This window comes from Escherichia sp. KTE172 (assembly GCF_000408845.1).
Classification (GTDB): Bacteria; Pseudomonadota; Gammaproteobacteria; order Enterobacterales; family Enterobacteriaceae; genus Escherichia; species Escherichia coli.
This window is the reverse complement of sequence record NZ_KE137316.1, coordinates 1,692,320-1,706,678: the sequence shown is the minus strand read 5'-3', so window position 1 is coordinate 1,706,678 and position 14,359 is coordinate 1,692,320. Positions and strand designations below refer to the sequence as shown.

The 14,359-nt window shown below is 50.9% G+C and carries 12 protein-coding genes, 1 rRNA gene and 2 other annotated features; of the genes, 5 read left to right on the top strand and 8 right to left on the bottom strand.

The annotated features are described in order from the left end of the window. The first annotated feature begins 8 nt into the window (after positions 1 to 8). Positions 9 to 65, top strand: a sequence feature (23S ribosomal RNA rRNA prediction is too short). A gap of 56 nt (positions 66 to 121) precedes the next feature. Continuing rightward, positions 122 to 994, top strand: a sequence feature (23S ribosomal RNA rRNA prediction is too short). Between the two features lie 106 nt (positions 995 to 1,100). Beyond that, a 5S ribosomal RNA gene (rrf, locus tag G434_RS15590) occupies positions 1,101 to 1,216 on the top strand. Between the two features lie 364 nt (positions 1,217 to 1,580). After that, positions 1,581 to 2,879, top strand: coding sequence for an alpha-ketoglutarate permease (kgtP, locus tag G434_RS15595; RefSeq protein WP_000841107.1), 1,299 nt, complete (start codon positions 1,581 to 1,583; stop codon positions 2,877 to 2,879). Here kgtP and G434_RS15600 read toward each other — a convergent pair. From G434_RS15600 to trxC, 5 genes are all read right to left on the bottom strand, one after another. After that, on the bottom strand, positions 2,876 to 3,199 hold the full coding sequence (locus G434_RS15600; protein WP_001221084.1) for a YfiM family lipoprotein: 324 nt from the start codon (positions 3,197 to 3,199) through the stop codon (positions 2,876 to 2,878). The genes kgtP and G434_RS15600 overlap by 4 nt on opposite strands. Positions 3,200 to 3,244: 45 nt before the next feature. Continuing rightward, positions 3,245 to 4,600 (bottom strand): CDP-diacylglycerol--serine O-phosphatidyltransferase, encoded by a 1,356-nt coding sequence (gene pssA, locus G434_RS15605; RefSeq protein WP_000949265.1) that lies wholly within the window; start codon positions 4,598 to 4,600, stop codon positions 3,245 to 3,247. A gap of 113 nt (positions 4,601 to 4,713) precedes the next feature. Further along, positions 4,714 to 7,374, bottom strand: a complete 2,661-nt coding sequence (patZ, locus tag G434_RS15610) for a peptidyl-lysine N-acetyltransferase PatZ (protein WP_000082943.1) — start codon at positions 7,372 to 7,374, stop codon at positions 4,714 to 4,716. Between the two features lie 31 nt (positions 7,375 to 7,405). Continuing rightward, positions 7,406 to 8,104 (bottom strand): tRNA-uridine aminocarboxypropyltransferase, encoded by a 699-nt coding sequence (tapT, locus tag G434_RS15615; RefSeq protein ID WP_000138184.1) that lies wholly within the window; start codon positions 8,102 to 8,104, stop codon positions 7,406 to 7,408. A 68-nt stretch (positions 8,105 to 8,172) separates the two neighbouring features. Continuing rightward, a complete protein-coding gene (gene trxC, locus G434_RS15620) occupies positions 8,173 to 8,592 on the bottom strand; it encodes a thioredoxin TrxC (protein WP_001098717.1) in 420 nt (139 codons plus the stop codon). A gap of 206 nt (positions 8,593 to 8,798) precedes the next feature. Between trxC and G434_RS15625 the strand changes: the two genes are divergently transcribed. Next, complete coding sequence (locus tag G434_RS15625) at positions 8,799 to 9,836, top strand: tRNA/rRNA methyltransferase (RefSeq protein ID WP_000997418.1); 1,038 nt, start codon at positions 8,799 to 8,801, stop codon at positions 9,834 to 9,836. 47 nt (positions 9,837 to 9,883) lie between these two features. Here G434_RS15625 and ung read toward each other — a convergent pair whose 3' ends face one another. Beyond that, the gene (gene ung / locus G434_RS15630; protein ID WP_001262720.1) at positions 9,884 to 10,573 is read right to left on the bottom strand and encodes a uracil-DNA glycosylase; all 690 of its coding nucleotides are present in this window, start codon (positions 10,571 to 10,573) and stop codon (positions 9,884 to 9,886) included. 304 nt (positions 10,574 to 10,877) lie between these two features. Between ung and grcA the strand changes: the two genes are divergently transcribed. Next, positions 10,878 to 11,261, top strand: coding sequence for an autonomous glycyl radical cofactor GrcA (gene grcA, locus G434_RS15635; protein WP_000627804.1), 384 nt, complete (start codon positions 10,878 to 10,880; stop codon positions 11,259 to 11,261). 53 nt (positions 11,262 to 11,314) lie between these two features. Here the strand turns inward: grcA and eamB are convergent, their stop codons facing one another. Continuing rightward, positions 11,315 to 11,902 carry a cysteine/O-acetylserine transporter gene (eamB, locus tag G434_RS15640; RefSeq protein ID WP_000189223.1) on the bottom strand — a complete coding sequence of 196 codons (588 nt, stop codon included), beginning with the start codon at positions 11,900 to 11,902 and terminating at the stop codon, positions 11,315 to 11,317. Positions 11,903 to 12,004: 102 nt separating this feature from the next. Between eamB and G434_RS15645 the strand changes: the two genes are divergently transcribed. Next, positions 12,005 to 12,886 carry a LysR family transcriptional regulator gene (locus tag G434_RS15645; protein ID WP_001309673.1) on the top strand — a complete coding sequence of 294 codons (882 nt, stop codon included), beginning with the start codon at positions 12,005 to 12,007 and terminating at the stop codon, positions 12,884 to 12,886. A 108-nt stretch (positions 12,887 to 12,994) separates the two neighbouring features. Here G434_RS15645 and G434_RS29735 read toward each other — a convergent pair. After that, positions 12,995 to 14,343 (bottom strand): IS3-like element IS1397 family transposase gene (locus G434_RS29735; protein WP_100222095.1). Its coding sequence is split into 2 segments (ribosomal slippage): positions 12,995 to 13,863 and positions 13,863 to 14,343, totalling 1,350 coding nucleotides; the frame shifts between segments, so codons are not numbered across the junction. Positions 14,344 to 14,359: the final 16 nt, after the last annotated feature.

The window sequence follows — 14,359 nt, the reverse complement described above, 5'->3', positions numbered from 1 at the left end:
TAAACGGCGGCCGTAACTATAACGGTCCTAAGGTAGCGAAATTCCTTGTCGGGTAAGTTCCGACCTGCACGAATGGCGTAATGATGGCCAGGCTGTCTCCACCCGAGACTCAGTGAAATTGAACTCGCTGTGAAGATGCAGTGTACCCGCGGCAAGACGGAAAGACCCCGTGAACCTTTACTATAGCTTGACACTGAACATTGAGCCTTGATGTGTAGGATAGGTGGGAGGCTTTGAAGTGTGGACGCCAGTCTGCATGGAGCCGACCTTGAAATACCACCCTTTAATGTTTGATGTTCTAACGTTGGCCCCTAATCGGGGTTGCGGACAGTGTCTGGTGGGTAGTTTGACTGGGGCGGTCTCCTCCTAAAGAGTAACGGAGGAGCACGAAGGTTGGCTAATCCTGGTCGGACATCAGGAGGTTAGTGCAATGGCATAAGCCAGCTTGACTGCGAGCGTGACGGCGCGAGCAGGTGCGAAAGCAGGTCATAGTGATCCGGTGGTTCTGAATGGAAGGGCCATCGCTCAACGGATAAAAGGTACTCCGGGGATAACAGGCTGATACCGCCCAAGAGTTCATATCGACGGCGGTGTTTGGCACCTCGATGTCGGCTCATCACATCCTGGGGCTGAAGTAGGTCCCAAGGGTATGGCTGTTCGCCATTTAAAGTGGTACGCGAGCTGGGTTTAGAACGTCGTGAGACAGTTCGGTCCCTATCTGCCGTGGGCGCTGGAGAACTGAGGGGGGCTGCTCCTAGTACGAGAGGACCGGAGTGGACGCATCACTGGTGTTCGGGTTGTCATGCCAATGGCACTGCCCGGTAGCTAAATGCGGAAGAGATAAGTGCTGAAAGCATCTAAGCACGAAACTTGCCCCGAGATGAGTTCTCCCTGACTCCTTGAGAGTCCTGAAGGAACGTTGAAGACGACGACGTTGATAGGCCGGGTGTGTAAGCGCAGCGATGCGTTGAGCTAACCGGTACTAATGAACCGTGAGGCTTAACCTTACAACGCCGAAGATGTTTTGGCGGATGAGAGAAGATTTTCAGCCTGATACAGATTAAATCAGAACGCAGAAGCGGTCTGATAAACAGAATTTGCCTGGCGGCCTTAGCGCGGTGGTCCCACCTGACCCCATGCCGAACTCAGAAGTGAAACGCCGTAGCGCCGATGGTAGTGTGGGGTCTCCCCATGCGAGAGTAGGGAACTGCCAGGCATCAAATTAAGCAGAAGGCCATCCGTCAGGATGGCCTTTTTGCGCTGGAGCAGAAGAAGGCCGGATGCGACGCTGGCGCGTCTTACCCGACCTACGAAGAGTTGCGGCGAGTGTAAATATCCGCATTATCCCCCCACATAAGCCAGATTCAACAGCGAATACGGCTTCCCCAAATTGCCCACTTCCATACTTCCTCCTTACCAGAAATCTATCCTTAAGCTCCTTAATAACCATTTTCCTGCTAACTAAATTCATGGTTAAGGTTGCATAATGATATGCAACAAATGTATAACATTTTCTTTGCCAAAAAAATAAACAACAGCGACCGACAAAAGCATCGGATTACGGCAGGAGACATAATGGCATGGCTGAAAGTACTGTAACGGCAGACAGCAAACTGACAAGTAGTGATACTCGTCGCCGCATTTGGGCAATTGTGGGGGCCTCTTCAGGTAATCTGGTCGAGTGGTTCGATTTCTATGTCTACTCGTTCTGTTCACTCTACTTCGCCCACATCTTCTTCCCTTCCGGGAACACGACGACTCAACTACTGCAAACAGCAGGTGTTTTTGCTGCGGGATTTCTGATGCGCCCGATAGGCGGTTGGCTATTTGGCCGCATAGCAGATAAACATGGTCGCAAAAAATCGATGCTGTTATCGGTGTGTATGATGTGTTTCGGCTCACTGGTTATCGCCTGTTTGCCAGGCTACGAAACAATCGGTACCTGGGCTCCGGCATTATTGCTTCTTGCTCGTTTATTCCAGGGATTATCCGTTGGCGGAGAATATGGCACCAGCGCCACCTATATGAGTGAAGTTGCCGTTGAAGGGCGCAAAGGTTTTTACGCATCATTTCAGTATGTGACGTTGATCGGCGGGCAACTGCTAGCTCTACTGGTTGTCGTGGTTTTACAACACACCATGGAAGACGCTGCACTTAGAGAGTGGGGATGGCGTATTCCTTTCGCGTTAGGAGCTGTGTTAGCTGTTGTGGCGTTGTGGTTACGTCGTCAGTTAGATGAAACTTCACAACAAGAAACACGCGCTTTAAAAGAAGCTGGATCTCTGAAAGGATTATGGCGCAATCGCCGTGCATTCATCATGGTTCTCGGTTTTACCGCTGCGGGCTCCCTTTGTTTCTATACCTTCACCACTTATATGCAGAAGTATCTGGTAAATACTGCGGGAATGCATGCCAACGTGGCGAGTGGCATTATGACTGCCGCATTGTTTGTATTCATGCTTATTCAACCACTTATTGGCGCGCTGTCGGATAAGATTGGTCGTCGTACCTCAATGTTATGTTTCGGTTCTCTGGCAACCATTTTTACCGTTCCTATTCTCTCAGCATTGCAGAACGTTTCTTCGCCTTATGCCGCTTTTGGTCTGGTGATGTGCGCCCTGCTGATAGTGAGTTTTTATACTTCAATCAGTGGAATACTGAAGGCTGAAATGTTCCCGGCCCAGGTTCGCGCATTAGGTGTTGGTCTGTCGTATGCCGTCGCTAATGCGATATTTGGTGGCTCAGCAGAGTACGTAGCGTTGTCACTGAAATCAATAGGAATGGAAACAGCCTTCTTCTGGTATGTGACCTTGATGGCCGTGGTGGCGTTTCTGGTTTCACTAACATTGCACCGTAAAGGAAAAGGGATGCGTCTTTAGTGATGCGCCAGTTGCCAGATGGTATAGCCGGTAGTTGCACCGGCGACATCCCAGGTAAAATCTTTCCAGCTCCAGCCGCTCCCCTCGGGGCGGCTATCCCAAAGTTCTTTTGACGCGCCCAGCCCAACAGAGAACATCAGCCCGAAAGTGGCACTGCGATCGCGACTCATCCCCTGATGCTGTGCATATTCATTTCCGGCGGCGGAAAGCATCGCCGAGGCGATAAAGTGTTGAGCTTTATCCTGCCCGCTCCAGCTATCGTTAGCCATATGGCTGCATCCAGAAAGTAACAATAGCGAGCAGACAAAAAGAATACGCAAAACGTGGCCTCCAAAAAACAAACCCCGTACAGGACGGGGTTGTGATTACAGGATGCGGCTAATTAATCGGTCGATGCGGATACGGCGCAAACGACGGATGAGTTTACGAACCTTCACCGGATAATCGGCAATACTTTGCAGATCGCGATAGTGCTTAACGATGGTGGTATGCTCGCGGATCAGCTCCAGTTCTTTCTCTCGCTGTGGCGCAAGCTCCAGTTGCGGATCGTGGATCAAAATGGCGTTTTCCAGATCCAGACGCCAGGCGCGCGGGTTCAGGTTATTACCGGTGATCAACATCCACTTATCATCAACCCACATCCCTTTCAGGTGATAGGTGTTGTCGTCATCTTTCCATAACCGAACCACTAACTGGTCAGTATTGACGTAATACTGCAAACGGCTCAGGAAACGACGCAGATTGATCTCATAGAGATAAGGCAATGCGCCAATTATCTTGAAAGGTTCATCTTCCGGAATGTAGAAGTCATTCGCGGTTTTATCACCAACAATAATTTCGACCTTTTTCCCTTCGCGCAGTAACTGGATGATATTGCGCACAAGGATTGCTGGCAGGTTGAAGTATGGTGTGCAGATGGTTAGTTTCTGCTCGGCACAAGGCATAAGATGGAAAATGGTCTTGTTCAACAGACTCGATTTCCCCAGACCTACCAACGGCGTTACGGAAAGCTGATCGTTGTCGGCATCGCCCTGGAAATGATAAGCGGCATCACGCAGCTCCTGGCGGAACAGACGAATATCGTTCTTGATTTCCGGGCTTTTTGGCCGATTAACATCATCCAGACGATTAACGCCGCGGCCATTCATAATATTCTGTGTAACCCATTCAAACATAATGTCTGACATCTTACGGTTACGGATAAGATGATAACGGTCGTAGCGATATTTATCGTGCTGATGCAGGTAAACATCGTTCAGGCTGGCACCGCTATAAAGTACGCTATCGTCGATGATAAAGCCTTTAAAGTGCAGAACACCAAGGGCTTCACGGGTATTGATTGGAACGCCATAAACCGGAACATCTACGCCCGGATTTTCCTGCGCCATGCGGCAGTACCAGTCAGCGTTAGTGTTAGATGCCGCAGCGCCAATGCGTCCACGTTGTGCACGATGCCAGTCGACCAGCACCCGCACATCCAGTTCCGGACGCTGCCTTTTAGCCTCATACAACGCGTTCAGAATGCCTTTGCCACCGTCATCCTGTTCGAGATACAGGGCGACAATGCAAATGCGCTGCTTCGCGCTGGCTATTTTTTCCAGCAGCGTCTCCCGGAAGTCGGCGGGAGCGTAAAAGAAATCGACATCATCAACTGATTGAGAAATCTTGGGTAGTTGGGCAAGGTGTTGTTGATGTTTATTACGCTTAAATTTTGACAACATCACAGTGCATTTCTTCTCTGTTCATTGAAGGGTCCTCTGTGCAATGCAGACGACATAAGCGGGCAATAATAACACCAGTCCCGATTAAGTGGTCAACATTTCCAGTACCTTACTCATGATTCCTCGCGCTGGGCAAGATTTAGCGTAAGCCCAACGATCCCCTCTTCGAGCTGGATATCAACGTTAAACCCGAGCTTGCGGGCCAGCGCCACCATGCCACGATTGTTTGGCATCGTAATACCATTCAGACGTTGCAGTCCGTGATCTCGCGTATAGGTAATCAACTTTTCCATTAAGCGTCGACCTAAGCCTAACCCTTTGAGATCCGAGCGAACCAGCACGGCAAATTCGGCATCGATGTTATCAGGGTCGGAGATCGCACGCGTGACGCCGAGGATCTCTTCCGTTTGATCAATACGTCGTACCGCTACAAACGCCATTTCCCGATCGTAGTCGATCTGCGTCATGTTGGCTAAATCTTCATGGGTAAATTCGTTGATCTCGCTAAAGTAGCGGTAATAAAGATCTTCTTTGGTGACTCGCGAAATGAACTGCTGAAGTTGTGGCTCATCTTCTGGCAAAATCGGGCGGAACAAGCAGCGTTCACCGTTTTTCAATTCTACCCACTCTTCCAGCTGATGTGGATAAGGGCGCACTGCCAGCCGGCTCTCGTTATCGCCTTCAAACGGCGCGATATCCAGCGTGACGTCCAGCGCGGTAAATTCACTGCCAGAAGCCAGCAAAGGATGAATGTCCAGACGTTGAATTTCCGGGCAATCGACAATCAAGTTGGAAACCTGCACCAGAAGCTGGCTCAAGCCTGCAACATCCAATGGGCGTAGCGCACTGCGCGCACGAATCTTTTTACTTTTGATCCCCTGAATAACCAGATAGCGGGCCAGGTTCATGTTCAGCGGTGGTAACGCGACGACGGCTTGATCTTCAGGACGCCACTCCACACCGCCTTCGCCCAGCATGATCAACGGCCCGAAAACCGGATCGTACTCAACCACAACCCGCAACTCCTGAGCGCCAGCACGGTTAGCCATACTTTGCACTAACAGGCCGTGGATCCGCGCCTGCGGCCAGGCCATTTTTACGCGATCGAAAATAGCGTTTGCCGCTTGCTGGACTTCATTAGCTGTACGCAGGTAGAGCATGACGCCCTGAACTTCCGATTTATGTGGAATATCCGGCGAACGCAATTTCAGCGCCACCGGATAACCAATCTGTTCGGCAATATGCACCGCTTCGGTGCTATCGCTGGCAATCCAGGTGGGGAGCGTGTTCATGCCATACGCTTGCAGGATGGGCTGAACCTCATGGGTATCAAGCGACGTAGCCCCTTCGGCAATCGCCTGTTGCAACAGAAGATGCGCTTCTGCGGTATTGGAGGTCAGATTGCTGGGCAACGCCGGCGTTTCGCGTAGTTGCTTCTGATTACGCCGGTACTCCACCATATGCATAAAAGCAGTGATGGTTCCTTCCGGCGTGCGATAGGTCGGCAGCCCGGCTTCACTGAATAATCGTCGTGCCTCTTGCGAGGAGTACTCGCCACACCAGTTCGTCAGCAGAGAAACATACTTGCTGCGGGGATGATGCTTTACCGCTTCAATTAATGCTTGCGCACTTTCTGTTGCGGGAGCAGCGGCGCTGGGCGAATGAATAACCATCAGCGCGTCAAAATCCTGGCTGTGGAGCAGAATATCCAGCGTTTTAATATAGTGCTCACTGCTGGCGTCATCGCGTAGATCGAGCGGGTTAGAGATTGCCACATGTTCTGGCAGTGCATCGCGCAGTTTCTGGCAGGTTTCTTCGCTTAGCGTTGCCAGCTTGCCATTGCGTGACCATAAGGCATCCAGCGCCAGCGCGGCAGGCGCAGCACCGTTGCTGATAATCATCAGCCGGTCGCCACGCAGCGGGCGCATATGGCTGAGGGTTTCCACCGCCGAAAACAGCTCGTGAGTATCCTGTACCCGCAACAAACCGGCACGCTGAATAGCCGCATCCCACGCCGGATCCATTCCTGCCGTGGTGTTCAACAGACGTTGAGCCGCCGGGCTACGTCCGCTTTTAATCACCAGAATCGGTTTATTGCGAGAGGCACTACGGGCCGCCGAAACAAAGCGTCGTGCGTCGCTTAACTGTTCGAGATAGAGCAGGATGGCGCTGGTTTTACTGTCGCGCGCCAGATAGTCGAGCAATTCATCAACGTCGATATCCAGGCTGTCGCCGAGCGCAATAAAGTAGGAAAAGCCCATCTCACGCTGTTGCGCCCAGTCGAGGATGGTGTTGGAGACAGCAGCCGATTGCGAAATAAACGCCAGCTTGCCGCGTTTAATCGGCACAGGCGAAAAGCTGGCATTCAGACCTTGCCAGGGAGCCAGTAAGCCCAGACTGTTTGGTCCTAGCAGGCGCATGTTATGGCGCAGGGCGCAGGCGCGGAGATCTTCATGTTGCGATGCCGGGGCGGAAAGAATAATGCAGGTTTTACAGCCTTTCTCGCCGAGCTCTTCCAGAAGAACAAGATTACGGTTGGCATTAGTACATAAAACCGCAAGGTCGGGTGTAAAGGGCAAGCTGGCAATATCCGGCCAGGCCAACACACCCAACACCGCTTTCCAGGCTGGCGTCACCGGGAGTACCGGTCCGTTAAAGCCTCCCGCCAGCAGGTTACGCATCATCAGGTAACCTGCGCGATTGGGTTTCATCGATGCGCCAATTACCGCAATCGATTTTGGTCGCAGTAGTGCTTCCAGTCCTCGCTGACTCATACCGGTCTCCCGCAGAAGTGACCGAATGATTTTAAACGCTTTCTAACTGTTCTGCTGTGATGCTACCCAGATGTTGCGTTTTTCCTGCCAGATAGCGTGTTTTAAAGCGGGTAAAATGCTCGCCTAACCCTGCCGCCGCCCCGGTATCGCCGGCCATATCTAACAGTGCGATGGCTACTTCGGCAGTACAATATTGGCCTTCAGCCTGGGCTTCACGCAGGCGATAGGCAGAAAGCCGGGAAAGATCGACGGAAATGACGGGAAGATTATCCAGATACGGACTTTTACGAAACATCTTGCGAGCTTCTGGCCAGGTGCCATCGAGCATGATAAACAGCGGTGGCTTACCGGCAGGTGGTGTGAAGATCACTTCCCGTTGCTCGTCAGCATACGAGGCGGGAAAGACCACCATTGGTTGATAGTCCGGGTTTTGCACCAGATCCAGCAAATCTTGCGAGGGTTCGGTACGCGACCATTGAAACGCAACGGTATCAGGCAAAATATCAGCAATCAGACGCCCGGTATTACTGGGCTTCATTGGCTCGGTGTCGAACATCAGCAAACAAAAGCGACTTTTTGCTTGTGCTGGGGTAATTGTCGAACAGAGACATAATTTCTCTGGCAAAAGACAGCGTTGGCAGCGACGAACGCGATTTCCGCGGGCAAGAAAAGGACGTGTTGCGCGCGCAATACGCTCGGCGCGTAACTGGAGAACAGCGTTTTCGGTCATAAGAGAGTGTCGAAAAAACGCCATTGTCGCAGAGGAGAAAACGGGGCACAAGATGCGCCCCGGTAAGATTAAAGAGATTCGTTCAGCCAGCTGTCGAACGGCGCTTTCGGTACTGCGCCATTAAGCATGTCGACAACCTGACCGTTTTTGAAAATCATGATCGTCGGTATGCTACGAATTCCAAAGCGGCTGCTTAATTCACGTTCAGCTTCGGTATTCACTTTCACAAAGCGCACTTTACCGCTACGCTCTTGCGCGACATCTTCAAAAATTGGTGCGAAATTACGGCAGGGACCGCACCACGGTGCCCAGAAGTCGATCACCACAGGTAGATCATCTTTCAGCAATTTGTCGAACGTTTCACCGGTCGCATTAATAACCTCTCCGTCAAACAAGTCGTGACCGCAGCGTCCGCATTTTGCCGCATCTTCGATCCGATCGTCGGGAATGCGATTGATGGCCTGACAATGGGTACAAACGGTATTCATAACTAACCTCGGGATGAGTAAGGAGACTTATCGGCAACGACGCCGGTATGTTTCTAATATGTTACATATTATCGGGGACATTGTTCCAGACAACAATCTGTTTTATTCAATAGGTATGATAGTCGCAGGCTTTGGTACGAAATCATGGCGAACCGCGCGCACTTCGGGTAATCTGCGCGCTTCGCGCAGCGCTGGTGGAGAAAAGCATGAACGATGAAATGAAAGGTAAAAGCGGCAAGGTCAAAGTGATGTATGTCCGCAGTGATGATGATTCTGATAAACGTACCCACAACCCGCGTACCGGGAAAGGGGGCGGGCGTCCAGGAAAATCTCGTGCTGACGGTGGCCGTCGCCCCGCCCGCGATGACAAACAAAGTCAGCCCCGTGACCGCAAGTGGGAAGAGTCGCCCTGGCGTACAGTTTCCCGCGCGCCGGGTGATGAGACGCCGGAAAAGGCCGATCACGGTGGCATAAGTGGTAAAAGTTTTATTGATCCGGAAGTTTTGCGTCGTCAGCGTGCGGAAGAAACCCGCGTCTACGGCGAAAATGCATGTCAGGCACTGTTCCAGAGCCGTCCGGAAGCAATTGTTCGCGCCTGGTTTATCCAGAGCGTAACGCCACGTTTTAAAGAAGCCTTGCGCTGGATGGCGGCAAACCGCAAAGCGTACCATGTGGTGGATGAAGCTGAATTGACAAAAGCGTCAGGCACGGAACATCACGGCGGCGTTTGCTTCCTGATCAAAAAGCGTAACGGTACAACCGTGCAGCAGTGGGTAAGCCAGGCAGGCGCGCAGGATTGCGTTCTGGCACTGGAAAACGAATCTAACCCGCATAACCTGGGTGGCATGATGCGCAGCTGCGCGCACTTCGGCGTGAAAGGTGTCGTGGTGCAGGATGCGGCACTGCTGGAGTCGGGGGCGGCTATCCGTACCGCAGAAGGCGGCGCAGAGCACGTTCAGCCGATTACTGGCGACAACATTGTTAACGTGCTGGATGATTTCCGTCAGGCAGGTTACACCGTAGTGACCACTTCCAGCGAGCAGGGTAAACCGCTGTTCAAAACTAGTCTGCCAGCGAAAATGGTACTGGTGCTGGGTCAGGAATATGAAGGGTTACCGGATGCCGCACGCGATCCGAACGATCTGCGCGTGAAGATTGACGGTACGGGCAACGTTGCCGGGCTGAATATCTCTGTCGCAACCGGCGTTTTGCTTGGTGAATGGTGGCGTCAGAATAAAGCCTGATAAATCAGCCGGGTGGCAACTCTGCCATCCGGCATTTCCCCGCAAATTTACTCACTCTCTGCCGGTAATACTGGCATCCAGTCAATCGGCGTCTCGCCATGTTGTTCCAGCCACTGATTTGCCAGCACAAAATGGTTGCAGCCAAAGAACCCACGATGCGCAGAAAGCGGTGATGGATGCGGCGCTTTCAGTACGTGATGGCGTTGCTTATCAATAATCGCCCCTTTCTTTTGCGCATGTGAGCCCCACAACAAAAACACCACGCCTTCGCGATGCTGGTTAATCAGGCTGATGACTTTATCGGTGAAGGTCTCCCAGCCGAGGCTGGCGTGGGAATGCGCCTGACCTGCGCGAACCGTCAACACAGTATTGAGTAGCAGAACGCCCTGACGCGCCCAGCTTTCAAGATAACCATGATTAGGGCGGGTGAAACCGGGAATAGTATTTTCCAGCTCTTTATACATATTCAGCAGTGACGGCGGTGTCGCAATGCCGGGGCGAACGGAAAATGCCAGACCATGCGCCTGTCCCGGTCCGTGATAAGGATCCTGGCCGAGAATCACCACTTTAACGTCACCCAACTCTGTAAAGCGGAACGCGTTAAAGACATCCTTTTGTGGCGGATAGATAGTGACGCCGGACTGCCGCTCGCTGGCGACGGTCTGTAGGGTATTAAGAAAATAGGGTTGTTGCTTCTCTTCAGCCAGCACGTCATGCCAGGTTAATTCGTTTGCCATCTCGCTCTCCCGCGAATCTTCAATCCGCCTAGCTTAACTGCTTCTTTCTACAGAACAAAATCATGCTCATTTTTTAGACTTAAACGAGTGCAAAAAAATGTAAATTGGTAAAATTTCACACCTGCATAAGTTGATGTAAAACAATAAAATCCATTTGCGACCATACTTGATGTGTGGTTTTTATTGATTTAAATCAAAGATTCAAGGGTGTTTGAGGAGTATATATACACTCAAGCAACAATGGTTTTACCAATTGGCCGCGACAGGCTGAACAAATCAAATAATTTTGCCGGGGAGGCATCACATGATTACAGGTATCCAGATTACTAAAGCCGCTAACGACGATCTGCTGAACTCTTTCTGGCTGCTGGACAGCGAAAAAGGCGAAGCGCGTTGCATCGTTGCGAAAGCAGGTTTTGCAGAAGACGAAGTGGTTGCAGTAAGCAAACTGGGTGACATTGAGTACCGTGAAGTTCCAGTAGAAGTGAAACCAGAAGTTCGCGTTGAAGGTGGTCAACACCTGAACGTAAACGTTCTGCGTCGTGAAACTCTGGAAGATGCAGTTAAGCATCCGGAAAAATATCCGCAGCTGACCATCCGTGTATCCGGTTATGCAGTTCGCTTTAACTCTCTGACTCCGGAACAGCAGCGCGACGTTATCGCTCGTACCTTTACTGAAAGCCTGTAAGGCTTAAGTAGCAAGTTACTAAGCGGAAGAGGGCGACCTCTTCCGCTTTTTCATTAATAGAAAATGCGTACCGCGCAATAGACCAGCAGCAGCGCGAGCACGATATTTAACTGGCGACCATACTGGCGAAACAATCGCTGAAACAGGTGCCCCGCCAGCGCCCAGCACACATTGCCAAACGTCCCAATCATCGCCAGCAAAACGCTGACGCCAATTATCCAGCTTAGCGCCTGCGTTTGCGGCAGGACAAACGTCGACAGTGCTGTAATGCCATACAAAATGATTTTGACGTTCACAAACTGCAAAGCAAAGCTGGCCCAAAAACTGATTGGTTTTGTCTGAAGCCCATCTTCCTTTGTTGGACTGGTAGCGATTTTCCACGCCAGCCAGACAATATATGCCGCCCCCGCCCAACTCAACAGATGCACTGCTGCCGGGTCGATAACAGCCAGTGAAAACGAAATTCCCGCGCATAGCAACATGACGATTAAAAATCCCAGACTCATCCCTGCCAGCACGCGAGTACTCTGACGAAATCCGTGCGTTGTGGCTGAGCTAAGGGCGAGAATATTGTTCGGTCCTGGCGTCATGGCGGTAATCAGGGTGTAAGTCCAAAAAGCACTTAAAAGGGTCGGTGTCACTTGTTATCTCCTCTGTTTTGGTAGACAGTACCCGACACGTAACATTTAAAAAAATGAATGTTTTTACATTCTAAATTCGATATTTTCGATAGGTTTGGGGTTATGGATCTGCGCCGTTTTATTACGCTTAAAACCGTGGTGGAAGAGGGTTCCTTTTTGCGAGCTTCGCAAAAATTGTGCTGCACACAATCGACGGTGACTTTTCATATTCAGCAGCTTGAGCAGGAGTTCTCAGTCCAGTTATTTGAGAAAATTGGTCGACGAATGTGCCTTACCCGCGAAGGAAAAAAGCTGCTGCCGCACATCTATGAACTCACCAGAGTGATGGATACCCTTCGTGAGGCTGCCAAAAAAGAGTCGGATCCGGACGGGGAACTACGCGTTGTTTCAGGCGAAACGTTGCTTTCTTACCGAATGCCGCAGGTGTTGCAGCGTTTTCGGCAACGCGCACCAAAAGTGCGTTTATCGTTGCAGTCTCTGAACTGTTACGTGATCCGTGATGCGCTACTGAATGATGAGGCTGATGTCGGCGTCTTTTACCGCGTAGGGAATGATGATGCTCTGAACCGACGAGAGTTGGGTGAACAATCACTGGTGCTGGTGGCTTCACCGCAAATTAAAGATGTCGATTTTACTGAGCCGGGAAGACATAACGCCTGTAGCTTTATTATCAACGAACCGCAATGTGTCTTCCGGCAGATATTTGAGAGCACGCTGCGACAGCGGCGGATCACGGTGGAAAACACCATTGAGCTTATAAGTATCGAAAGCATCAAGCGTTGTGTCGCGGCGAATATCGGGGTCAGTTACTTGCCCCGCTTTGCGGTGGAAAAAGAGCTTGAGAGCGGAGAATTAATTGAATTGCCTTTTGGCGAACAGTCGCAGACCATTACGGCCATGTGCGCACACCATGCTGGAAAAGCGGTTAGCCCGGCGATGCACACTTTTATTCAGTGTGTTGAAGAGTGTTTTTTGCCGGGATAAAAATAATGCCGGGCTTAAACCCGGCACCCAACTTGTCGACGAAGTGCGTTTTGTTCATGCCGGATGCGGCGTGAACTGAACTGAACCCCAAAACCTGGACAGTTTCAGTTAACCGGCTTTTTGATACTCAGTCCGGTATTCTACCGGGCTGAGTCCCCCAAGACTGAGTTTTATTCTTTTTTGATTCCAGTAAGTTATGTATTCGTTAACGGCATTTTCCAGCTCTTCTACACTTCTGTAGTCCCGGCGATAGTACATTTCTTCTTTCAGGTGACCAAAGAAATTCTCCATTACCGCATTATCAAGGCAGTTGCCCTTGCGCGACATGCTCTGCACTAACCCTTTGTCTGCCAGGGCAGACTGATAACTTTTTATCCGGTAATGCCACCCTTGATCACTGTGGAGCAGCGGTTTTTCTCCTTCTGCAAGGCTTTCCAGCCCCTTATTTAACATGCGCTTCACCAGCTCCTCTGTAGGCCTGCAGGCAGTTTCCCACGCCACGATTTCCCCGTTAAACAAATCAAGTATCGGGGACAGGTACAGTTTTTGTCCGCCAGCCCTGAATTCGGTGATATCTGTCACCCATTTCTCACAGGGAGCTTCCGCTTTGAACTGCCGCTGAAGGATATTTTCTGCAGCGAGTCCCATATTTCCCCGGTAAGACCGGTATTTCTTCAGGCGCACAGGAGACTTCAGGCCGAGCTGTTGCATCAGTTTTCGCACTGTTTTGCCACTGAACTTAAGACCTCTTTTCTGAAGCTCACAATGGATCCGCCGGTACCCATAACATCCCCGGTGTTCATGGAAGATGGAGGCTATGAGCTGTTTCACATCAGCATACTTGTCCTTAGCCTTCTGCAGTGACAGCTGGTAGTACAGCGTGCTTCTGGCCAGCCCTGCAGCCTTTAACAGGTCAGACTGGCAGTGTCCGCACCTCAGGCTCCGGATGACTTTCGTTTTTTCTCCAGCTCCTGGCGCTTTTTTTCCAGGAGATGCTCCTGCATGGCTTTCAGATATGCATTTTCTGCGCGAAGATAACGCAGCTCATTCTTCATCTCTTCCGGCGTCATGTTTGCCTCGTTTTCATGGGTATCATCAGAACGGGTCATGCTTTTCTCCTTCCTGCGCCTGATAAAGGCCTCATTACCAGATTTGCGGTAGCCTTTTATCCAGTTTTTAACCGTGTTGTGGCTGGGAATGTTAAACCGGGCAGCTACCCGGGGTAGAGACTCAGAATGCCCGAGAGCATAAAGAACCACGCAAAGTTTATCTTCAGGAGAATAGCTACGCTTGTGTCTGCAATCCAGTGCCCGAGGACCGTGAAGAAGAAAAAGATTAATCCAGTGTGAGAGGCTGGTGTGAGAAAGTTGAAAGAGTTTTGCCGTAGAAATGATGCCTGCATGACCAGCCAGGTAATGATTTACAGCGGCAAGTTTTACTTCAAATGAATGTTTCATAAACTGCACCTTCAGA